At 72.7% G+C, this 21773-nt stretch carries 15 protein-coding genes; 9 read left to right on the forward strand and 6 right to left on the reverse strand.

Features of this window, described 5'->3' with window-relative positions:
* Positions 1-466 precede the first annotated feature (466 nt).
* From ABZ810_RS15490 to ABZ810_RS15510, 5 genes are all read right to left on the reverse strand, one after another.
* Positions 467-1351 (reverse strand): ribokinase, encoded by an 885-nt coding sequence (locus tag ABZ810_RS15490; protein ID WP_358403408.1) that lies wholly within the window; start codon positions 1349-1351, stop codon positions 467-469.
* Positions 1352-1424: 73 nt separating this feature from the next.
* Positions 1425-3350, reverse strand: coding sequence for a substrate-binding domain-containing protein (locus ABZ810_RS15495; protein ID WP_358403410.1), 1926 nt, complete (start codon positions 3348-3350; stop codon positions 1425-1427).
* Positions 3340-4959 (reverse strand): sugar ABC transporter ATP-binding protein, encoded by a 1620-nt coding sequence (locus ABZ810_RS15500; protein ID WP_358403412.1) that lies wholly within the window; start codon positions 4957-4959, stop codon positions 3340-3342. The genes ABZ810_RS15495 and ABZ810_RS15500 overlap by 11 nt, the downstream gene beginning before the upstream one ends.
* Complete coding sequence (locus ABZ810_RS15505; RefSeq protein ID WP_358403414.1) at positions 4956-5975, reverse strand: LacI family DNA-binding transcriptional regulator; 1020 nt, start codon at positions 5973-5975, stop codon at positions 4956-4958. The genes ABZ810_RS15500 and ABZ810_RS15505 overlap by 4 nt, the downstream gene beginning before the upstream one ends.
* A gap of 154 nt (positions 5976-6129) precedes the next feature.
* Positions 6130-6309: a hypothetical protein gene (locus ABZ810_RS15510; protein WP_358403416.1), complete on the reverse strand. Its 180-nt coding sequence runs from the start codon at positions 6307-6309 to the stop codon at positions 6130-6132.
* Positions 6310-6429: 120 nt separating this feature from the next.
* Between ABZ810_RS15510 and ABZ810_RS15515 the strand changes: the two genes are divergently transcribed.
* On the forward strand, positions 6430-7494 hold the full coding sequence (locus tag ABZ810_RS15515) for a DUF2293 domain-containing protein (RefSeq protein ID WP_358403418.1): 1065 nt from the start codon (positions 6430-6432) through the stop codon (positions 7492-7494).
* 17 nt (positions 7495-7511) lie between these two features.
* Here ABZ810_RS15515 and ABZ810_RS15520 read toward each other — a convergent pair whose 3' ends face one another.
* Positions 7512-8633, reverse strand: coding sequence for a glycerophosphodiester phosphodiesterase (locus ABZ810_RS15520; RefSeq protein ID WP_358403419.1), 1122 nt, complete (start codon positions 8631-8633; stop codon positions 7512-7514).
* Positions 8634-8883: 250 nt separating this feature from the next.
* On the opposite strand from ABZ810_RS15520, the gene ABZ810_RS15525 reads away from it, so the two are divergent.
* The 8 genes from ABZ810_RS15525 to ABZ810_RS15560 all read left to right on the forward strand — a co-directional run bounded on the left by ABZ810_RS15525 (position 8884) and on the right by ABZ810_RS15560 (position 21758).
* Positions 8884-9672 (forward strand): SAM-dependent methyltransferase, encoded by a 789-nt coding sequence (locus ABZ810_RS15525; protein WP_358403421.1) that lies wholly within the window; start codon positions 8884-8886, stop codon positions 9670-9672.
* Positions 9673-9758: 86 nt separating this feature from the next.
* Positions 9759-10436 (forward strand): dual specificity protein phosphatase family protein, encoded by a 678-nt coding sequence (locus tag ABZ810_RS15530; RefSeq protein ID WP_358403422.1) that lies wholly within the window; start codon positions 9759-9761, stop codon positions 10434-10436.
* Between the two features lie 139 nt (positions 10437-10575).
* Entirely contained in the window at positions 10576-11316 is a 741-nt protein-coding gene (locus ABZ810_RS15535; RefSeq protein ID WP_358403423.1) for a bacterial transcriptional activator domain-containing protein, read from the forward strand.
* 14 nt (positions 11317-11330) lie between these two features.
* Entirely contained in the window at positions 11331-11786 is a 456-nt protein-coding gene (locus tag ABZ810_RS15540; RefSeq protein WP_358403654.1) for an ATP-binding protein, read from the forward strand.
* Positions 11787-11923: 137 nt separating this feature from the next.
* Positions 11924-14875, forward strand: a complete 2952-nt coding sequence (locus tag ABZ810_RS15545) for a LuxR family transcriptional regulator (protein WP_358403425.1) — start codon at positions 11924-11926, stop codon at positions 14873-14875.
* Between the two features lie 233 nt (positions 14876-15108).
* The gene (locus tag ABZ810_RS15550) at positions 15109-18105 is read left to right on the forward strand and encodes an AAA family ATPase (RefSeq protein WP_358403427.1); all 2997 of its coding nucleotides are present in this window, start codon (positions 15109-15111) and stop codon (positions 18103-18105) included.
* Between the two features lie 139 nt (positions 18106-18244).
* On the forward strand, positions 18245-19348 hold the full coding sequence (locus ABZ810_RS15555) for an alpha/beta fold hydrolase (RefSeq protein WP_358403429.1): 1104 nt from the start codon (positions 18245-18247) through the stop codon (positions 19346-19348).
* A gap of 1 nt (position 19349) precedes the next feature.
* A complete protein-coding gene (locus ABZ810_RS15560) occupies positions 19350-21758 on the forward strand; it encodes a GMC oxidoreductase (protein WP_358403431.1) in 2409 nt (802 codons plus the stop codon).
* Positions 21759-21773 lie beyond the last annotated feature (15 nt).

Raw genomic sequence — 21773 nt, forward strand, 5'->3', positions numbered from 1 at the left:
GCCGAAGGTTCGAACATGAGCGACCAACAAACCCCGCACCATAAGCAGCAAAACCCCAGCCGCCCGCCCACTTTCTTGTCGCTGCCGAGTTTGAACAGAAGACCGCACCCACTCACACCCGGACAAAAGGACGAGCCAAAGGGGCGACCGAGGCCGCAAAGCGCGAAGCGCCTAATAATTAACCCAGAGACACACCGACCCAGGAGAGTAGACGCAGAGCCCTAACCCTGCACCTTCCTTCTTGTCGCTGCCAAAAGTTTGAAGTGGCCGTGCACCAAGCCCTGGCCGTGCCCGGTCACATCGGGCGTCAGCCAGTCTCGGCCATAGATGGATGGATGGCATCGAGCGGCCTGAACCCATGACCTGCCCGAGACCAGGCCCGAGACCAGGCCCGAGACCAGGCCCGAGACCCAGGCACGCGGCCGAGGAAATCAGGCGGGAACCAGGCGGCGAATCAGGCGGCGAATCAGGCGGGGAGGTCGTCGTCCGCCGAAGGGTAGGAGCTCTGCGCGCCCGGGCGGCGAACGGCGGCGGCGCCCACCCGGGTGGCGTAGCGGGCCGCGTCGGGGAGCGCGTCGCCGCGAGCGAGGCGGAGGCAGAGGGCGGCGGTGAACGCGTCGCCGGCGCCGGTGGTGTCGACGGCCTCGACCTTGGGGGACGGAACGGTGGTGACGCCCGCGGAGTCGGCGGTCAGGGCTCCGTCGGCGCCGAGGGTGATGACGACCGATCGCGGACCACGTTCCAGGAGGGCGGCGGCCATCGCGGCGGCGTCGTCCTCGGCGTCCAGGAGGAACGCGGCCTCGTGCTCGTTCACGACGAGGGGGTCGCAGAGGGCGAGAAGCTCGTCGGGGACGGCCGTGGCCGGCGAGAGGTTGAGGACGACCCGGGCACCAGTGTCGGAGGCCTGCTTCGCGGCGGCCACCACCGTGGGGATGGGGATCTCCAGCTGGAACGACACCACGGCGGCGGAGAGCAGGCCGGGGTCGAGGTCGGCGGGCAGCAGGCGGGCGTTGGCGCCGGGCGACACGATGATGCTGTTGTCGCCGTCGGGGCCGACCGTGATGAGCGCGACCCCGCTGGGCCCCTCGGTGACGAGGAGCCCGGCGAGGTCCACTCCGGCCGAGGAGAGGGCGTCACGGAGAAGCCCGCCGTGGGCGTCGTCGCCGATGCGGGCGACGATCGCGGTCCGGGCGCCGAGGCGGGCCGCGGCGACGGCCTGGTTGGCGCCCTTGCCGCCCGGATAGGTGGCCAGGTCCGAGCCCAGCACCGTCTCGCCCGGGTCCGGGCGCCGGTCGACGGAGACCACCAGGTCGGCGTTGACCGACCCCACGACGACGACTTCGTGTGTCACCTGTCTCTCCTTCAGAGGAGGCGTATCGATGGGAGGCGTATCAATGGGAGGCGAACGGCCGGAAGGCGAACGGTCAGGAGGTGAACTCGGACGCGTTCGCCTTGGTCGCGACCTTCACCGGCACGGCGTACGTCGCACCGATCTTTTCACCGTTCGCCGCCTTGACGGCGCTCTGCACCGCGATCCGGCCGAGCAGCCGCGGCTGCTGCGCGATCGACGCGGTCATCGTGCCCTCCTGGACCGCCTTGATGCCGTCGGGCGTGCCGTCGAAGCCCACCACCTTGACCTGGGCGCCCGACCTGCCGCCGAGGGCCTTGACCGCGCCCAGCGCCATCTCGTCGTTCTCGGCGAAGACGCCGGTGATGCCGGGGTTGGACTGCATGAGGTTGGTCATGACGTCCAGGCCCTTGGTGCGGTCGAAGTCGGCGGGCTGCTTGGCCACGACCTTGATGTCCGGGTAGGCCTTCAGCCCTTCGGCGAAGCCCTGGCCGCGCTCGCGGGAGGCGGAGGTGCCCGCCTGCCCCTGGATCCAGGCGATCTCGCCCTTGCCGCCCATGGCCTCGGCGAGGGTCCTGGCCGCGTCGCGACCGCCGGCCACGTTGTTGGACGCGACGAGCTGCGCGATCGTGGCGTCGTCGACGCCGCGGTCGGCCGCGATCACCGGGATGCCGGCCTTGTTGGCCGCCCGCACGGCGGGTGAGGCGGCGGCGGAGTCGACCGGGTTGACGATGATCGCCTTCATGCCCTGCGTGGTGAAGTTCTGCAGCTGGTTGGCCTGCTGCGACGCGTCGTTCTGCGCGTCGCCCACGGTCAGGTCCACGCCCAGGCGGTCGGCCTCGGCCTCGGCGCCCTGGCGCAGCTGCACGAAGAACGGGTTGTTGAGCGTCGACACCGACAGGCCGACCTTGGGGCCGTCGCCGCCGGTGTTGTTCACCGACACCGCGATCGCCAGCGCCGCGATGGCGGCGATCACCACGCCGCCTCCGGTGTAGAGCGTGCGCGGGCTGAACGAGGTGCCGCGGCGGCGGAGCGTGTCGAGCAGCACGGCCAGGGCGATGACCACGCCGATGACCACCTGCTGCCAGAACGCGTTCACCGACAGGAGGTTGAGCCCGTTGCGCAGCACGGCGAGGATCAGCGCGCCGACGAGCGTGCCGAACGCCTTGCCCTTGCCGCCCGACAGGCTGGCGCCGCCGATGACGACGGCCGCGATCGCGTCCAGCTCGTACCCGGACGCGGCCTGCGGCTGCGCCGAGGAGAGCCGGGCGGCGAGCACGATGCCCGCGACGGCGGCGAACGCGCCGGACAGCGCGTAGGTGAGGAGCTTCTGCCGGGAGACCTTGATGCCCGACAGCCGCGCCGCCTCCTCGTTCCCGCCGATCGCGTACATCGCGCGGCCCGGGTAGGTGCGGGCCAGGATGAGCGCGGTCAGCAGGCCCATCACGGCCATGACGATGACGGGGACGGGCAGGTAGGAGCCGATCGTGTCGCCCAGGCGGGTGACCGCGTCGGGCAGCGCGATGGGGCTGCCCTCGGAGATCACCAGGGCGAGGCCGCGCGCGATGCCGAGCATCGCGAGGGTCGCGATGAACGGCGGCAGCTTGCCGTAGGTGATGAGCACGCCGTTGACCAGCCCGGCGGCCACGCCGACCGCGATCGCGAGGACGAGCGCGATCGGCCAGGGCACGCCGTGGTCGGTCGCCGTCCAGGCGAGCACGACCGCGGACAGCGCGGCGACCGCGCCGACCGACAGGTCGATGCCGCCGGTGACGATGACGAACGTGACCCCGAACGCCAGGATGGCGACCACGGCCGCCTGCACCCCGACGTTCAGGAGGTTGTCGACGGTCAGGAAGTCGCCCGACAGCAGCGCCAGCGCCACCACCAGGATGACCAGGCCCGCCAGCGCGCCGTTCTCGCCGAGCAGCCGGGCCGCCGTGCGCCCGGCGCCACCGCCGTCCTGCTTCGGAGACTGCTCGCGCAGCGTGTCAGTGGGCATCGGACCCCTCCACCCCAGTCGTGCCGCCGGCGCCGTCCCCGGCGCCGTCCTCGGTCCCGTCGTTCTTCTTCAAGCTCGGGCCACCGCCCGCGGCGCCGTCGCCCGCCGCATGGCCGTTGGTCAGATCGGCGACGGCCAGTGCCATCACCGAGTCCTGGGTCGCCTCGCCTGCGCTCAGCTCGCCGGCCAGGCGGCCGCGGGCCATGACCAGGACCCGGTCGCTCATGCCGAGGACCTCGGGGAGGTCGCTGGAGATCATGAGCACCGCGTGGCCGGAGGCGGTGAGGTCGTTGATGAGCCGGTAGATCTCGACCTTGGCGCCGACGTCGATGCCGCGGGTCGGCTCGTCGAGGATGAGCACCCTGGCGTCGGCGAGCAGCCACTTGCCGATCACGATCTTCTGCTGGTTGCCGCCGGACAGCGTGCGCACCTCCTGGCGCAGCCCGCTCATCCGGACGTTGAGCTTCCCGGCGATGTCGGCGGCGGCGCGGTGCTGCCCGGCGCGGTCGACGAACCCGCCGCGGCTGGACCGGCCGAGCGTCACCAGGCCGAGGTTCTCCTGAACGTCGGCGCCGAGCACCAGGCCCTGGCCCTTGCGGTCCTCGGGCACCAGCCCCACGCCGGCCTCCAGCGCGGCGTGCACGTCGCCGCCGCGCAGCCGCCTGCCGCCGACGAGCACCTCGCCGGTGTCGTAGCGGTCCGCGCCGAAGATCGCCCGCGCCACCTCGGTACGGCCGGCGCCGACGAGGCCGGCGAGCCCGACCACCTCGCCCGCGCGGACCTCGAACGAGACGTCCGTGAACGCGCCGTCGCGGCCGAGGCCGCGCACCTTCAGGAGGGGGTCGCCGGAATCGGACCGTTCCCGCGGGTACTGCGCTTCGATCGGCCGCCCGACCATCAGCCGGACGAGCTCGTCGTGCGGGGTGTCCGCGGGCACCTCGGCGACCGACCGGCCGTCCCGGAGCACCGTCACCCGGTCGCCGATCCGCGGGATCTCCTCCAGGTGGTGGGTGATGAAGACGATCGCCACGCCCTGGTCGCGCAGCTGGCGGACGATCGTGAAGAGGGTGTCGACCTCGCCTGTCGTCAGCACCGCGGTGGGCTCGTCCATGATCAGCACCCGCGCGTCCTGGCCGAGCGCCTTGGCGATCTCGATCATCTGGGCGCGGGCGATGCCGAGGTCGCCCATGCGCTGCCGCGGGTCGGCGGCCACGCCCACCCGGTCGAGGAGCGGGCGGGCGTTCTCGGCCATGGCGCGCTTGTCGACCAGCCCGAACCGGCGCGGCGGGCGGCCGAGGAAGAGGTTCTCGGCGACCGTCAGCTCCGGTACCAGGTTGAACTCCTGGTAGATGGTCGCGATGCCGAGCCGCTGCGCGTCCTCGGGGGAGCGGATCTCGGTCTCGGCGCCGTCGGCCACGATGCGGCCCGCGTCGGGCCGGTGCGCGCCCGACAGCGCCTTGATGAGGGTGCTCTTGCCCGCGCCGTTCTCCCCCAGCAGGACGTGGACCTCGCCGGGACGCAGGTCGAAGTCGACCCCGTCCAGGGCGACCACGCCGGGGAAGGTCTTCCGCAGGTCGTGCACCCGCAGGATCTCGTGGGGCTCCGTCATCGTCGGGCGCTCCCTTCCATCGAGTCGTTCTCTCCGCATGACCGGCGCACCACCAGCCGGGCCGCCAGCACGACCGGGTCCGCCGGGCGCCCGCCGATGCGCTCGGCGAGCCCGCGCACCGCGAGCCGCCCCAGCTCCTGGACGGGCTGGTCGATGGCGGTGATCGGCGGGTCGACGTGGGTGAACCACGGCAGGTCGTCGTAGGAGGCCAGCGCGACGTCGGCCGGGATCCGGAGCCCCCGCGCCCGGATCTCGTCGAGCGCGCCGAGCGCCATCAGGTTGTCGCCGGCGAAGATGACCTCCGGCGGCTCGGGCAGGGCGAGCAGGCGCGCCGCGCTCGCCCGCCCGCTGGCGGCCTGGAAGTCGCCCGCCTCCAGGTACTCGTCCCGGACGGGGAGCCCGTGGCCGGCCATGGCGGCGACGAAGGCGGCGGTGCGGTCGCGCCCGGTCGACAGCAGCGCGGGCCCGGAGATGAACGCGATCCGCCGGTGCCCGAGCCGGGTCAGATGGGCGATCAGCTCGCCGATGGCCGCCGTCCCGTCCGCGCGCACGGTGGGCACGTCCAGGCCGGGCAGCGTCCGGTCGAGGAACACCAGCGGGGTCCCGTCGGCCACCGCGTCCCGCACCAGCGGGGTGATCTCGGCGGTCGGGCACAGCAGCAGGCCGTCGACCCGCTGCTCCAGCAGGGTCCGCACGTAGTGGTCCTGGCGTTCGGGACGTTCGTCGGCGTTGCCGATCACCACCGAGTAGCCCGTGACGCGGGCCTCGTCCTCGACGGCCCGCGCCAGCTCGGTGAAGAACGGGTTGAGGATGTCGCCGATGATCAGCCCGATGGTCCGGGTGGCGTCGGTGCGCAGCGAGCGTGCGACCGCGTTGGGCCGGTAGGCGAGCTCGGCGACCGCCGCCAGCACGCGCTCCCGGGTCCCGGCCGTCACCGGCGCGCTGTCGTTGAGCACCCGGGAGACGGTGGCGACCGATACGCCCGCCAGCCGGGCGACGTCCTTGACGCTCGCCATGGCCACCTCCCGAACTCCGAACTCCCGGAGACCTGACTCCCGAGAGCCTGATGTAATCGTTTACATCAGCATCAGTGTAAACGTTTACACGGATCTTCGTCATCCCGCAAGCCCGGATCCGATCGTTCACCGCGCCCCGGGGCCGGCACGGACGTCAGCACGGGGTCAGGGCGGCCAGATCGACCACCTCGCCGAGCTCCCGCACGGACGTGTAGTAGCCCCGGCCCACCAGGCCGTTCTCGTCGGTCACCACGAAGGCGCTCTCCACCCCCGCCGGTATGCCCGCGAAGTCGGCCCACACCCGGTGCGCGCCCACGAGCCGTACCCCGGTCACCCGTAAGGCGCCCGGGCCGGCCCAGCAGCGCGATTCCCCCCGATCACTCCCCATGAGATCAAAATTACGCTCCGTGACATCGCCGCCTCGCCCCGCCCCGGGCCGCTAGCGTGAGCGGACGTGAGCGAGGTCCATGAGTCGCGGCTGGCGCGCCGGGTGACGGAGGCGGCGGAGGCCGTGCTCGGACGGTCGGGATCGGTGTCGGCGATCGACGTCTTCGTCGAGATCCGCTGGATCCGGACGTCCCGCGTGGACGAGTGGCGCCAGGGCAGGATCGCCCATCTGGAGGCCGCCCTCACCGTCCGCCCCGACAAGATCGCCACGGTCCTCGCCGCGCTCCGCTCCTGGGCGGAACGCCGGGGCCTGGAGCCGGACGAGGCGGCCTACATCTCCGCCGCCCGCGACCGCCGCCCGCTCCGCTTCACCGCGTCCGGCGACGAGACCACCGAACGTGCGTACCGCACGCACTGGATCTCGCCCGATCTCTCCCCCGCCCGGCGCGCCCGCCTCGCGGCCAGGAACACCAAGGCCCCGGACCTGGTGGCGGTCCTCCCCCTCCAGGCCTGGACGTGCGCCGCCTGTCACGGCACCGGGGAGCTGCACGTCATCGAGGACGACACGCCGCACTGCCTCACCTGCGCCGACATGGACCACCTGGTCTTCCTGCCGTCGGGCGACGCCGCGCTGAGCCGTCGCGCCAAGAAGGAGAGCGGGCTGTCGGCGGTCGTGATGCAGCTCAACCGGCGGCGCAAGCGGTACGAACGCCGCGGCATCCTCGTCGAGGAGACCGCCCTCGAACGTGCCGAGGAGCAGTGCCTGGCCGACGAGGAGTCACGCGCCCGCCGCCGCGACCGCGACCGGGAACGGCGCGAACACCTGGACGAGACGTTCCAGCGCCGGATGGCCGCCGAGATCGTGCGGCTGTTCCCCGGCTGCCCGCCCGGCCGCGCCGACGCTATCGCCGGGCACGCCGCCGTCCGCGGCAGCGGGCGCGTCGGCCGGACGGCGGCGGGCCGAGCCCTCGGCGAGGAGGCCGTCACGCTCGCCGTCATCGCGTCCGTCCGCCACCTGGACACCGACTACGACGCCCGGCTCATGAACGGCGAGCCCCGCCGCGACGCCCGCGCCGCCATCCGCCCCGCCGTCGACGCCGTCCTCACCCGCTGGCGCACCCCGGCGGGGTGATATCCGGAGCGGGGCCCTCAGTCGCCGCTGAACTCCGTGCGGGCTTCGACGGCGGTGTCGGGGTTGTCGCTGAAGAGCGCGTCGATCCCGGTGCGGTAGAAGAGGTCGTACTCCTTGAGCGCCTTGCCGTAGTCGCTGCGGACGGTGCCGTTGCGCAGGTCGGTGGGCAGGAAGTCGTTCTCGTTGCGGAAGGTGTAGGGACCGACCTTCAGCTTGGCGGCGTGCGCGTCCTTGACCAGCGTGGACGGGGTGCCGAGCGAGCCGTCGGCCTTCCGCGGGATGACCAGGTTCTTGTCGGGGCCGATCCAGCCGGCGTACGCCCGCACCTGCTTCAGCCCGGCCGGAGTGATCATCTCGGCGTACGTCGGCCCGCCGCCGTTCGCGATCGTGTCGTAGGGCGAGCCGGTGGCCGAGATCGTCTGGAGCAGCGTGACGCGCAGCGACCGGCGCAGCGTCCGCAGGCTCGTCGGCTCGAACGACTGGAGGATGACGCGGCCGTCGGCGCGGTCCAGGCCGTTCGCCTTGACGGTCCGCACCACCGCGGGCTCCAGCGGCAGGCCGATGGAACGGAAGTACGTCGGGTGCTTGGTCTCGGGGATGACGCCGACGCGGCGTTCGTGCCGGCGGCTCAGGCGCTTGGCGAGGTCGAGGACCTCCTGCAGCGTCGGCACCTGGTAGCGCCCGTCGTAGATGGTGTTCTCCTGCCGGATGGCGGGCAGGCGCTCGGCGGCGCGCAGCGTCCTGAGCTCGGCGAGCGTGAAGTCCTCGGTGAACCATCCGGTGACCTGCGCGCCGTCGATGGTCTTGGTGGTCCGGCGGCTCGCGAACTCGGGCCGCGCGGCGACGTCGGTGGTGCCGCCGATCTCGTTCTCGTGCCGGGCGACGAGCTGGCCGTCCTTGGTCGGCACCAGGTCCGGCTCGATGTAGTCGGCGCCGAGCCTGACCGCCAGCTCGTACGAGGCCAGCGTGTGCTCCGGACGGTAACCGGAGGCGCCCCGGTGCCCGAGCACGAGCGGCCCGCGCGCCGACTCGCCCGCCGGGGCCGCCTCCGCGGATCCGGCGGACACGAGCAGGGGCAGCAGCGCCGCACCCGCCGCCAGCAGCGCGGCCTTCCCCTTCAGGGTTGTCCGGGCGACCATCTCGGCTCCTCTCCCGCGGTGCGTCCGCGGTGGCTCTCCGCGGCGTCCCCGCGGCGTCCGTCGCCGGGGTGGATCACCGCCGACCGGAACGTATCCGGCGGGGGTCACCCCGGCCAGGACCTGGCCGGTGACGGCCCGGGCAACCTTGATCGGCGACCCGGTGAACGGCCGGGAGTGGCAATGGCCGATCATTCTCCCCAATATCACCGCAAACACGGCACAATGGCGGGGCGCAGGACGGGGAGTTGACATGAGCGGGCCACTGGGATTCGACGCCACGGTGCCGAACGCCGCGCGGATGTACGACTACTGGCTCGGCGGGAAGAACAACTTCGCCGCCGACCGCGAGGCCGCCGAGCAGATCGTCAAGATCACGCACGGCTGGATCCGGCACGACGCGCGCCTCAACCGCGCGTTCCTCGGCCGTGCCGTCCGCACCGCGGTGGCGGCGGGCGTCCGGCAGTTCCTCGACCTCGGGTCCGGGCTGCCCACCGAGAAGAACGTGCACGAGGTGGCCCGCCGGATCGACCCGGCCGCCCGCGTCGTCTACGTCGACTACGACCCGGTGGTGGCCGCGCACGGCCAGGCGCTGCTCGCCGGGGCCGACGGCGTCGGCTTCGTGCAGGCCGACATCCGCAAGCCCGACGACATCCTCGAGCACCCAGTCACCGAGCAGCTCATCGACTTCGACGAGCCGGTGGGACTGCTCGCCGTCGCGGTGCTGCACTTCGTCTCCGACGACGAGGACCCGTACGGCATCCTCGAACGGTTCCGGCCGCGGCTGGTGCCGGGCAGCCACCTGGCCATCTCGCACCTGGAGAAGGACTCGTACCCGAAGATCATCGATCGGGCGCACGAGATCTACAAGAGGGTCAGCACCGGGTTCACCGTCCGCGACCGCGCCGAACTGACCCGCATGTTCGAGGGCTTCGAGCTGCTGGAGCCAGGGCTCACGCACCCGGCCAAGTGGCGTCCGGACGACGAGATCGAGACGGCCGAGACCTTCGCCCGCCTCGTCGGCGTCGGCGTCAAGCGCTGAGCCCGGCCCGCCGCCGGGCGCCGCCCGCCGGGCGGCGTTCGCGCGTAGCGGTCAGGGCATCGCGAGGCCGCCGTTATCGTCGGAACGTGCCGCTCCCACGTCCGCGTCCGCGCCCCCTGTGCTGGTTCCTGCTCGCCGGCATGGCGGGGTACGCGCTCGCGTGGATCGTCGTCAGCCTCTCCATCCTCGCGATGAGCGGTTCGGCACGGTCGGCCCAGCGCGCGGCCGCCGCCCAGCGCGTCCAGGGAGTTCCGGGCGTCCACAACTTCACGCACGTCGACCGTCATCTGTGGCGCGGCGGCGCGCCCACCTCCGAGGGGTACGAGCGGCTGTCCGCGCTCGGCGTGCGCACCGTGATCGACCTGCGCGCCGAGCGGCTCTCCGCCGCCGACCTGCGCGCGCCCGCCCGGGCCGGGCTCCCCGTGGTGCGGGTGCCGGTGCGCGACGGCCAGGCGCCCGCGCAGGACCAGGTGGCGCGGTTCCTGTCGGCGGTCGAACGTTCTCCCGGGCCGGTGTTCGTGCACTGCGGCGCCGGGGTGGGGAGGACCGGTTCGATGGCCGCCGCCTATCTCGTCCGCACCGGTCAGGCCACCGCTGCCGAGGCGACGGCGCGCAGCCTCGCGGTGGGACCGCCCAGCCTCGAGCAGATCGCGTTCATGCGCGGCCTCACCCCCGACCGGGCGGGGTCTCCCCCGGCCGCCGTGGTCGCGCTGAGCCGGGTGGCCGACTCTCCGCGGCGCTCCTGGTCGCGCCTCGGCCTCTGAACGGCGGACTTGGACCGGTCCCGGAGATTGGGGCCGACCACTAAGACCATTTAGCGGCTGCCCACGCACGTACGGGTCGGTGGTGAATCAGGGTCAGCCACGATGCCGCGCGGGCGACCCGATGGAGATGGTGGGTCGCATGCTCCCCACAAGTCCTGAGGCCACCGTGAACCCCCACCACACGACCCCGCGCGGGCAGGCCGTCATCGGTCTCCTCCCCGAGTTCGACCTCTCGCTCGGCGGAAACCCGATCGGTCTCTCCCGGCTCCCCGGCCGGATCATCATCCTCCTCGCGCTCAACGGCGAGATGTCGCGCAAGGCGCTGACCGCCGGCCTGTGGCCGAACTCCGACCCGGCGCACTCGTCCAAGAAGCTGAGCCAGGCGTTGTGGCGCATCCGGGTGAAGACCGGCACGGCCGTCCTCCGGGTGGACGGCGGGCAGCTCTGCCTCGCCGACGACGTCTCGGTGGACTACTGGGCGGCCCGTTCGCTGGCGCACAACATCATGAACGGGGTCAGCCCGGCCACCGACACCGACCCGCTCGTGGTCAAGCTGCTGGGCACCGAGCTCCTGCGCGGCTCGCACGACGACGAGGCCGTCCGCGAACGGGAACGCTGGGACCGGCTGCGCGGGCTCGCCCTGGAGAAGATGGCGATCGCGCTGCTGGAGACCGGGCAGGCGGCCGGCGCCGCCGAGGTCGCGAGCGTCGCGACGCGGATCGACCAGCTGGCGGAACGGCCGCACCGCATCCTCGCCACCGCCCACCTCGAGCAGGGCGACACGGTCAGCGCGCGCCGCGTGTACGTACGTTACGCCGGGCTGCTCCGCCGCGAGCTCCAGGCAGAGCCGAGCGCCGCCTTCCGCACACTCGTCTCGTAGGCGAGGAGAAGGACATCAGCCAGCGAACCGCCAGGGCCACGCCCACGGCGCCCGAGCCGGACCACGTCCTCGTCTCCGTCCTCGCCGTCCCCGAGGCGACGCATCTCATCCGCGTCATCACCAAGGCGCAGCTGCGCCGGTGGGGCCGCGCCCACATCACGGCGGACGGACTGCTGGTCGCGACCGAGCTCGCGACCAACGCCATCGAGCTGACCCCGGACGAGGAGATCCGCTATCTCCTGATCCGCCAGCCCGCCGACGTCCTCATGGCGGTCTGGGACGGCGGGCCCGGGCTGCCCGACCCCGGCCCGCCGCCGAACCTCTCCCTGGAGACGCTCGACCTCTCCCCCGAGCGCTGGGACGACAACGGCGGCTGGGGGCTGACCATCATCACCACGCTCGCCGCCGACCACGGCGACGTCGAGGATCCGGGCGGCGGCAAGTGGATCTGGGCGAGGCTCAAGTCCTGAGCGTGAACGCCGGGCACGGTGTGCCGATCCCGGCCCCCTGACCGACTTGACTCACTTGTCATGGTTCACATGGATTCTCGGTCGTCCGCGTGCCAAACTTCGTAACTCCCGAAAACCCCGATCCACGCGGAACGACCATGGCGCCTCGTGCCGCTTCACCCTTCGCCCGACCCGCTCCGCTGGTCGGGCGTGCCGACGTGCTGGAGACGTTCGGCCACGCCCTGACCGCCACGCGCGACAACGGCTTCCAGCAGATCACGCTCGTCGGCGAGCCGGGCGCGGGCAAGACCCGGCTGCTGCGCGAGCTCGAGCGCACGGCGACCGAACGCGGGCTGGCGTCGCTGGAGGGGCGCGCGGCCGAGTTCGAGCAGGACACCCCGTTCGGCGTGGTGGTCGACGCGCTCGACGACCACCTGGAGGAGGCCGACCTCGACCTCGACCCCGACACGCGGTACATGCTGGCGCCCGTCTTCTCGGCGTTGTCCACGTCCACCGCGGGCTCGTTCCAGGACGTGTCGGGCCTGGCCCGCCACCATCTGCACCGGGCGATGCGGCGGCTGCTGGAGACGATGGCCAGGCCGCGCGGCCTCGTGCTGACGCTCGACGACGTCCACTGGGCCGACGAGCCCTCGCTCGAACTGCTCGAATACCTCGCCCGGCATCCGCCGCGCGGGCCCGTCCTGCTCGCGATGTCCTACCGCCCGCAGCAGGCGAGGTCGCGCCTGCTGGCGATCACCGAGGGCAGGCATGCCAGCCGGGTGCCGGTGCGGCCACTGACCGAGGAGGAGGTCGCGGAGTTCCTCCCCGCCGGGATCAGCCGGTCCCGGCGCCGCGAGCTCTTCCGGGCCAGCGGCGGCAACCCGTTCTACCTCGAGGCGCTGGCGCACATGGACGCGCACATGGACGCGCACATGGACGCGCACATGGACGCGCACACGGACGGCCCCGCCGACGCCGGGCGGTCGGCCGCCGACCCCGAGGTGCCGGGCGGGCTGCCGTTCGCGGTCCGCGCGGCGCTGGAGCGGGAGTTCATGGGGCTCGCCCCGGCGTCGCTGACGCTCGCCCAGGCCGCCGCCGTCGCGGCCGACGAGTTCGCCGCCGACCTGGCCGCGGCCGCCTCCGGGTTCGACGACGCCGACGCCCTCACCGCGCTGGACGAGCTGGTCGCCCGCGACGTCCTGCGCCCCGCCGGGCCCACCCGGTTCCGGTTCCGGCATCCGCTGGTGCGCCGGGCGGCGTACGAGTCGGCCGGCGCGGGCTGGCGGTTGTCGGTGCACGCCCGCGTCGCCGCCTACCTGGAGGGGCTGGGAGCACCGGCGACGGCACGCGCCCGCCACGTCGAGCATTCGGCCCGGCGCGGCGACCCCGCCGCCATCGCCACCCTGACCGACGCGGCGCGTTCGGTCGCGACGCACGCCCCGACCGCGGCCGCGCACTGGTTCACCGCGGCGCTCGCGCTGATGCCCGGCGAGGCCGACCAGGTCGAGGTGCTCTTCGAGCTCCTTCAGGCGCAGGCGGTGAGCGGACAGGCGGAGGAGGGCAGCGCGACCGCCGCGAGGCTGCTCCGCCTGCTGGGCCCGGGCGACCGGGTCCGCCGGGCCAAGGCCGTCCAGCTGTACGGGGTCATGCAGCGCCAGCTCGGCCGGCACGACCACGCCCGCGCGGTCGTCCGGGCCGAGCTGGACCTCATCTCCGACCAGCGCACGCCCGCGGCGGCGATGCTCAACCTGCGCCGGGTCGCCGACCTGCTCCAGTCACTGGACATCGAGGGCGCGCGGTCGACCCTGGACCAGGTGCCCGACACCGGTCCCGGCTGGACGCCGGGGCTCGAGGTGGCCGCCGCGTCGATGCGCCCGCTCACCGCGTACGGGGACGGCCGCGTCGGCGAGGCGCTGCGGCGGCTCGACCTGGCGGGCGCGCTCGTCGACGCGACCCCCGACGAGCACCTGACCGAGCAGATGGACGCCCTCGGCTGGTTCTGCTGGGCCGAGATCCTGATGGGCCGGTACGGTCCGGCGCTGCGGCACCTCGAACGTGTCACCACGATCGCGCGCGCCTCCGGGCAGAGTTACGTCCTCGGCTACGTCCTCGCGGGCCACGCGCGGTTGCTGACGATACGGGGGAGGCTGGCGGAGGCGGCCGACATCGCCGACGACGCCGCCGAGGTGGGACGGCTGCTGCGTTCGGACGAGGTCCTCTGTTATGGCGTCACCCAGCAGTGCCTGCGGGCGAGCCACGCCGGCGACCACGACACGGCGGTCGCCCTGGGCGAGGCGGCGGTGGCCAGCATCACCGGGGCGCACGAATGGTGGGAGGCGATGGCCTCCTACACGCACGCGGTCGCGCTGGTGGCGGCCGGACGGCTGGAGGAGGGGACCCGCGCGCTCGGCAGGATGTGGAACGACGGCACCGCCACCCGGCTCGATCCCGGCACGCTGGTGTCCAGCGCCGAGCGCATGGCCGCCGCGCAGGCCGCCCAGGCGCGTCCGGACGAGGCGCTGCGGTGGGCCGGAGTGGCGGCCGAGCTCGCGGCGCCCGAGCTGGACGGCGAGGCCGGGCTGGCGAAGCTGGCGCAGGCGCACGCCCTGCGCGCGGGCGACCCGCACGAGGCCGCGGGGCTGGCCGCCGACGCGGCGGGCCTGCTCACGGCGGCGGGCCGCATGCCCGAGGTCGGACAGGCGGAGCTGGCGGCGGGGCTCGCGCACGCCGAGGCCGGCGACCGCGATCTCGCCCGCACCCGGCTGAGCACCGCCCGCGAGGTCTTCGACGCGTGCGGCATGCGCGGCCTGCACGCCAAGGTCGTCCGCGAGCAACGGCGCCTCGGCGTCTACGTTCCGTCCAAGAGCGACCGCAGGGCCGGCGGCCACGGTCTGTCACCGCGGGAACTCGACGTGGCGAGGCTGGTCATCGCCGGCGACTCCAACCAGCAGATCGCCGAGAAGCTCTTCATCAGCATCCGGACGGTCGAGACCCACATGTCCCACATCTTCGCCAAGCTGGGCGTTTCCTCGCGGGTGGGCGTCGTGGGCACGCTGGCCGGGCAGGGTGTCGGTCCCGGGAACGGCACTGAACCGATCATTGACACGTGACGACATTGGTACAGTTCCGGCTCCGCTGTTGACAGAGCGCGCCCGACGACGGTTGATAGCACGTGTACAGCGGGTCAGAGCAGAACGGAATTCGGATGGATCGGACGGACCGGGGCGTGTTACCTGGCGATGGCGGACTAACGAATCGGTAAAGTGTCCCCCGCGGTTCCCGGGAACCGCTACCTGTGGGACGAAGTGGCGTATCGACCGCCTGTCGCTGTTGGGGTGTGGACATGGAGGGTCGTGCGGGCCAGTCTTCCGGGAGGCCACCTGCCGGCGCACCGCTGGTGGGGCGGCAGGACGTGCTCCGTGTGCTGGAGAGAGCTCTCGAGGCCGCCGACAAGGGCGACTTTCGTTTCGTCACGCTCGTCGGCGAGCCGGGCGCGGGCAAGACGCGCCTGCTGAGCGAGCTGGCCACCGCGGCCGACGCGCGCAAGCTGACCTGGCTGTCGGGGCGCGCGGCCGAGTTCGAGCAGGAGATGCCGTTCGGCGCCGTCGTCGACGCGATGGACGACCTCCTCGAAGAGGAACGCCCCAACCTCAACCCGGCGACCCTCGACGCGCTCGGCACCATCTTCCCCTCGCTCGCCGACGTGACCTCGCCGCTGCCGGGCGCGGCCGGGACGCCGCCCGACCCGGGCTCGCGCGTCGCCCGCTACCAGCTGCACCGCACCGTCCGTCACCTGCTCGAACAGCTCGCCGCCGCCCACGGGCTCGTGCTGATCCTCGACGACCTGCACTGGGCCGACGACGCCACCATCGAGCTGCTTGACCACGTGGTCCGGCATCCGCCGCGGGCGCGCGTGCTCATCGTGTCGGCCTACCGGCCCGCGCAGGCGTCGCCGCGGCTCGCGGCCCTGGTCAACACCGCCGCGCAGGGCGTCTACGTCCCGGTGGAGCCGCTCACCCGCGCCGAGGTGGGCGAGTTCCTCGGCCCGCAGGTCGGCCGGCCCCGCGCCGAGGCGCTCTTCAAGGCCAGCGGCGGCAACCCGTTCTACCTGGAAGCGCTCGCGCGCATGGACCGCGGGCACGAGCAGGGCCGCAACGAGGACGACGCCGAGCAGCAGAGCTGGGAGATGGGCGTCGCCGAGCTCACCGACGTGCCGTCGACGGTGCGGACCGCCCTCCAGGTCGAGCTGAGCGCCCTGCCGCCCGACGCGCTGCTGCTCGCCCGCGCCGCCGCGGTCGCCGCCGACGAGTTCGAGCCGGCGCTCGCCGCGGTCGCCGCCGAGATGGACCAGCCGACGGCGCTGGCCGCGCTCGACATGCTCACCGGCCGCGACGTCGTCCGCGCCACCGCGACCGGCCGGTTCCGGTTCCGGCATCCGCTCGTCCGGCACGTCGCCTACGCCTCCACCGCGGCCGGGTGGCGGCTGGCCGCGCACGACCGCGTCGCCGCGCACCTGGCCGCGCTCGGCGCACCCGCCCCCGTCCGCGCCCACCACGTCGTACGGTCCGCGCGCTTCGGCGACCGGTCGGCCATCACCACCCTCACCGAGGCCGCGCGCTCGGTGTCGGCGCAGGCGCCCGCCACCGCCGCGCACTGGCTCGGCGCCGCGCTGCGGCTGATGCCCGACGAGCCCGACCCCGCGCGCGACCCGGCCCAGCAGGACGCGGACGAGACCGGCCCCGGCCGGCCCGACCGGCTGGAGCTGCTGCTGGAGCTCGCGCACGTGCAGACCGTGAGCGGCCAGGCCGTCGAGGCGACCGAGACCGCCCGCACGCTGCTCGACCTGCTGCCGCCCGACGACATCTCCCGCCGCGCCGCCGCCGTTCACCTGTGCGCGCGGATGGAACGCCAGCTGGGCCGGGTGCACGAGGCGCGGGCGCTGGTCCTGGACGAGCTGCACCGCATCACCGACCGCCAGACGCCCGAGGCGGTGCTGCTGCGCATCCGGCTGGTGGCCGACCGCATCCAGCGCATCGACGTGCGCGGCGCGCAGGCCGTCCTCGACACCCTCCCCGACAGCGCGCCGGAATGGGGCCCGGGGCTCAAGGCCGCCGTCGCCTCGATGCGGCCGCTGCCCGCGTACGGCGCCGGGCGCATCTCCGACGCCATCCGCCACCTCGAGGCCGCCGCCCAGATGTTCTCGGCGGCCTCCGACACCGACTTCACCGCCTGCCTCGACTACGTGCAGTGGCTGGTCTGGTCGGAGACCCTGCTGGGCCGCTACGACGACGCGCTGCGCCACTCCGAGCGCCTCATGACGATTGCCCGCGCCACCGGGCAGAGCTACATCATGGGCTACCTGCTGGCCGCGCAGGCGCGCGTCCACACGCTGCAGGGACGGCTCAAGGAGGCCGCCGCCCTCGCCGACGAGGCCGCCGCGCTCGGCCGCCTGCTGCGCTCCCCCGAGGTGACCGCGTACGGGCTCACCTACCAGTGCCTGGCCCTGAGCCGGATGGGCGAGCACGAGGCCGCGCTGCGGCTCGGCAAGGAGGCGGTGTCCCACGACACCGGCGCCGACGACTGGTGGGCCCGCATGACGCACTGCGCCCTGGCGGTCGCGGTCATCAACTCCGGCCGGCTGGACGAGGGCGCCGCCGCCCTCATCGAGGCCTGCGGCGACGGCACCCAGGGGCTCGACTTCGGCTCCCTGGTGGCGTTCGCCGAGATGCTGGCCTGGGTCAGCGCCGAGCGGGACCGCCCCGACGAGGCGCGCAAGTGGGCCGACATCGCCGAGGCCCTGGCCTTCCAGGACTTCAACGGCGAGGTCGGGGTGGCCCGGCTGGCGGTGTCCCACGCGATCCGCGCCGCCGAGCCCGCGCAGGCCGCCGTGCTGGCCGACGAGGCCGTCGAACTGCTGGAGAAGGCGGGCCGGCGCCCCGAGGCCGGGCGCGCCGCGTTCGCGGCCGGGATCGCCTTCCGCGACGCCGGCGACCGCGCGCAGGCGCGCGAACGGCTGAGCGCCGCCGCCAAGATCTTCGACTCCTGCGACATGGCCGCCCTGCTCGCCAAGACCGTGCGCGAGCAGCGCAAGCTCGGGGTGCGCGTGCCGGGCACCAGCCGCGGGGGCGGCGCCGGCGGCAAGGAGGAGCTGCCGTTCGGCCTGTCGCCGCGGGAGCACGAGATCGCGACGCTGGTGGCCGAGGGCTGCAGCAACCAGCAGATCGCCGAGCGCCTGTTCCTCAGCGTCCGCACCGTCGAGACGCATCTGTCCAGGGTGTTCGCCAAGGTCGGCGTGAGTTCGCGGGTAGGCGTCGCGACCACCATGAACCGGCAAGGGTAGTTTCGACTCTTATCTCACGTACGCCCTCTACGGAGTCGTCCTGGGCTCCGGTCGGACGTAAGTACGGGTATTCCACGATGCCGTGATCTCGTACGTGTTTGGCAAGGTAAGGGCGTCACGAAGACGGAGGGATCACGCCATGGAACAGCGCATCGCACGGTTCACGCTCTCGGGCGTGACCGAGGCGGACGTGTCCATGCACCCGTTCGCCACCGAGGACGGTCTCGGGCTCAGCCTGACCAGGTACAAGCGCGCGGAGTGCGACGACGTCGTGCTGCTCGTCCACGGCCTGACCACGTCGAGTGACATGTTCATCATGCCGGAGCACGCCAACCTGGTGAACCACCTGCACGATTCGGGCTTCGGCGACGTCTGGACGGTCGAGCTGCGGATGAGCAGCCGGTACCCGTACGACACCGAGACGCACCGCTACACGCTGGACGACGTCGCCCTCTTCGACCACCCGGCGGCGCTCGCCGAGCTGCGCCGGCACGTCGGCGACCGGCGGGTGCACGTCATCACGCACTGCCTGGGCTCGGTGAGCTTCACGATGAGCCTGTTCGCCGGGCTCGTGAGCGACATCGCCAGCCTCACGTGCAGCAGCGTCAGCCTGGAGGTCCGGACGCCGGCCTGGTCCAGGATCAAGCTGGCCTACGGCCCGGCCCTGATGGAGTACGTGCTGGGTCCGCCGTTCGTCGACCCGCGGTTCGGCGCCAGCCCGGTCCTCACCCGCGGCTGGATGCTCTCCCGGGTGGTCTCGCCGTTCCACCGCGAGTGCCGCGAGCGCGCGTGCCACATGCTCTCGTTCATGTGGGGCGGCGGCCGGCCCATCTACAGCCACGACAAGATGTCGCCGGTCACCCACGGGCGGCTGCCCGACCTCTTCGGCGCGGTCGGCGTGCACTACTACCGCCACATCCACAAGATGGCGAAGGCGGGCCACGCGGTGAAGTACGCCCCGCGCGACCCGCGTCACGCCGCCCTGCCCGACGACTACCTGGCGGCCTTCCGGTCCGGCGAGTTCCAGCTGGACACGCCGATCCTGCTGCTGACCGGAGACGAGAACCACGTCTTCACCGATTCCAACATCGAGTTCCACCGCGTTCTGGAGACGACCGATCCCGGACGGCACGAGCTGGAGATCCTTCCCGGCTACGGCCATCAGGACCCGTTCATGGGCAAGGACTCGGTCTCCGAGGTGTTCCCGCAGGTGCTCGACTTCCTGAAGCGGAAGGCAAGCTGACATGGAACACGTTGACGCGCTCGTCGTCGGGTCCGGCTTCGGCGGCTCGGTGGCGGCCTACCGGCTGGCGGAGGCCGGGCACCAGGTCGTGGTGATGGAACGCGGCCAGCCGTACCCTCCCGGCAGTTTCCCCCGTTCCCCCAGCGCGATGGGGCGGGCGTTCTGGGACCCCGACGCGGGCCTGTACGGCATGTTCGACGTCTGGCACTTCCGCGGCTTCGACTCGATCGTCTCCAGCGGCCTGGGCGGCGGCTCGCTGCTCTACGCGAACGTGATGCTGCGCAAGGACGAGCACTGGTTCGTGCAGGACGAGGAGATGCCCAGCGGCGGCTACGAGTCGTGGCCGGTGACCCGAGCGGACCTCGACCCGCACTACGACGAGGTCGAGAAGCTGCTCGGCGTCACGCCGTACCCGATCGACCGCGCGCCCTACGACGACACGCCCAAGACGCACGCGATGCAGGACGCGGCGGCCGAGCTCGGCCTCAACTGGAGCCTGCCGCCGCTGGCGGTCAGCTTCTCGCCCGAGCGCGGCGCCGCGCCGGGGCTCAGCCTGCCCATCGTGGACGCCGGCTACGGCAACGTGCACGGGCTGCGCCAGCGGCGCACCTGCCGGCTGTGCGGCGAGTGCGACATCGGCTGCAACGAGGGCTCCAAGAACAGCCTCGACCACACCTACCTGTCCGCCGCCGCCCACCATGGCGCCGACCTGCGCACCTCGCACGAGGTGAAGGCGATCAGGCCGCTGCCCGGCGGCGGGTACGAGGTGGACTACCTGCACCACGACATCGAGGACCGGCTGCGCAAGCGCCGCATCAAGAAGATCACCTGCAACCGGCTGATCCTCGCGGCGGGCACCTACGGCACCACGTTCCTGCTCCTGAAGTCGCGCAAGCACCTGAAGGGCCTCAGCGACACGCTGGGCACCCGCTTCAGCGGCAACGGCGACCTGCTGACGTTCCTGCTCAGGGCCAAGGACCGCAACCGGGTCCGGCCGCTGGACGCCAGCCGGGGCCCGGTCATCACCAGCACCATCCGGCTGCCCGACGAGCGGGACGGCTACCCGGGCGCGGGCCGCGGCGCCTACATCCAGGACGGCGGCTACCCCGGTTTCGTCGACTGGATGGTGCAGCCGTTCGACATCGGCGACCAGATCGAGCGGGCCGTCAAGTTCATGCTCGGCAGGTTCCTGGAGTTCTTCCAGGACGCGCCGGACACCAACCTGTCCAAGGAGCTGTCGGAGCTCATCGGCGACGGGGCGCTGTCGATCAGCTCGCTGCCCCTGCTCGGCATGGGCCGCGACACCGCCGACGGGCGCCTGGAACTGAAGGACGACCGGCTGAACGCGCTGTGGACCACCGAGACCAGCGAGGCGCACTTCATCCGGCTCCGCAAGACCATGCAGGCCCTGGCCGACGTGCTGGGCGCCGACTACTCCGACAACCCCATGTGGTTCCGCAAGCGGGTCATCACCGCGCACCCGCTCGGCGGCGCGCCCATGGGAGTCGACTCTGACCGGGGCGTCTGTGACGCCTTCGGCGAGGTGTTCGGGTTCCCCGGTCTCTACATCGCCGACGGGGCGGCGATGCCGGGACCGGTGGGACCGAACCCCTCGTTGACCATCGCGGCGCTCGCCGACCGGATGAGCACGCGCCTTCTGGAGAAGGCGGCCGCGCCAGGAAAGCACCCCGTCACGGGGGCCGAGCCGGTAACGGGGACCGGCTCGCCGAACGGGGTGGTGAACGACTCGGCGTACGCGTCGGATTCGGGGGAGACCGTGGAGACTCGGGGGTCGTCCGCGGAAGAGCCCGACCGTACGTCGCTGTCGTTCACCGAGGAGATGAAGGGTTTCCTCACCTTCGGGGCGACCGAGCCGCGCACCGGCGCGATCGGCGAGGGCCGGGAACGCGCGTCGTTCCGCCTCACCATCACCGCCGACGACGTGGCCCGGTTCCTGGACGAACCCGAGCACACCGCGCGGGCCGAAGGGTGGATCGACGCCGCTGGCTGCGGGGGCCGGCGTCCTGTCCAGCGGGGCTGGTTCAACCTCTTCGCGCCGACCGGCGCGGAGGACCGTCGTCTGATGAAGTACCGCCTGTTCTTCACCGACGACCACGACCGGCCCCGCACCCTCACAGGTGAGAAGAACGTGCTGCACGGCCCGCCGACGCGCATCTGGCCCGACACCTCCACCCTGTACTGCAGGGTGCTGGACGGGCACGTCGACGAGGACGGGGACTCCGGCGCCGAGGTGGTGGCGGCGGGCGTGCTGCACATCCAGCTGACCGACTTCGCGCGGCAGCTGACCACGTTCCGCACGTCCGGCCCTAGCGGGCCGGGCGCGATGCTGAAGTTCGGCCGGTTCTTCGCGGGCGAACTCTGGGAGGTCTACGGTCCCGACCTCACCTAACGGGGCCCTCACGAA

It is taken from the genome of Spirillospora sp. NPDC047279 (assembly GCF_040643285.1).
In the GTDB taxonomy this organism is placed as follows: Bacteria; Actinomycetota; Actinomycetes; order Streptosporangiales; family Streptosporangiaceae; genus Spirillospora.

What these genes read in the sequence shown, in the direction of transcription:
- ABZ810_RS15555 (WP_358403429.1), top strand. Translation starts at nt 18,245, where the DNA reads ATGGAACAGCGCATCGCACGGTTCACGCTCTCGGGCGTGACCGAGGCG.
- ABZ810_RS15500 (WP_358403412.1), bottom strand. Translation starts at nt 4,959, where the DNA reads ATGACGGAGCCCCACGAGATCCTGCGGGTGCACGACCTGCGGAAGACC.
- ABZ810_RS15550 (WP_358403427.1), top strand. Translation starts at nt 15,109, where the DNA reads ATGGAGGGTCGTGCGGGCCAGTCTTCCGGGAGGCCACCTGCCGGCGCA.
- ABZ810_RS15495 (WP_358403410.1), bottom strand. Translation starts at nt 3,350, where the DNA reads ATGCCCACTGACACGCTGCGCGAGCAGTCTCCGAAGCAGGACGGCGGT.
- ABZ810_RS15535 (WP_358403423.1), top strand. Translation starts at nt 10,576, where the DNA reads ATGCTCCCCACAAGTCCTGAGGCCACCGTGAACCCCCACCACACGACC.
- ABZ810_RS15560 (WP_358403431.1), top strand. Translation starts at nt 19,350, where the DNA reads ATGGAACACGTTGACGCGCTCGTCGTCGGGTCCGGCTTCGGCGGCTCG.
- ABZ810_RS15505 (WP_358403414.1), bottom strand. Translation starts at nt 5,975, where the DNA reads ATGGCGAGCGTCAAGGACGTCGCCCGGCTGGCGGGCGTATCGGTCGCC.
- ABZ810_RS15545 (WP_358403425.1), top strand. Translation starts at nt 11,924, where the DNA reads ATGGCGCCTCGTGCCGCTTCACCCTTCGCCCGACCCGCTCCGCTGGTC.
- ABZ810_RS15520 (WP_358403419.1), bottom strand. Translation starts at nt 8,633, where the DNA reads ATGGTCGCCCGGACAACCCTGAAGGGGAAGGCCGCGCTGCTGGCGGCG.
- ABZ810_RS15525 (WP_358403421.1), top strand. Translation starts at nt 8,884, where the DNA reads ATGAGCGGGCCACTGGGATTCGACGCCACGGTGCCGAACGCCGCGCGG.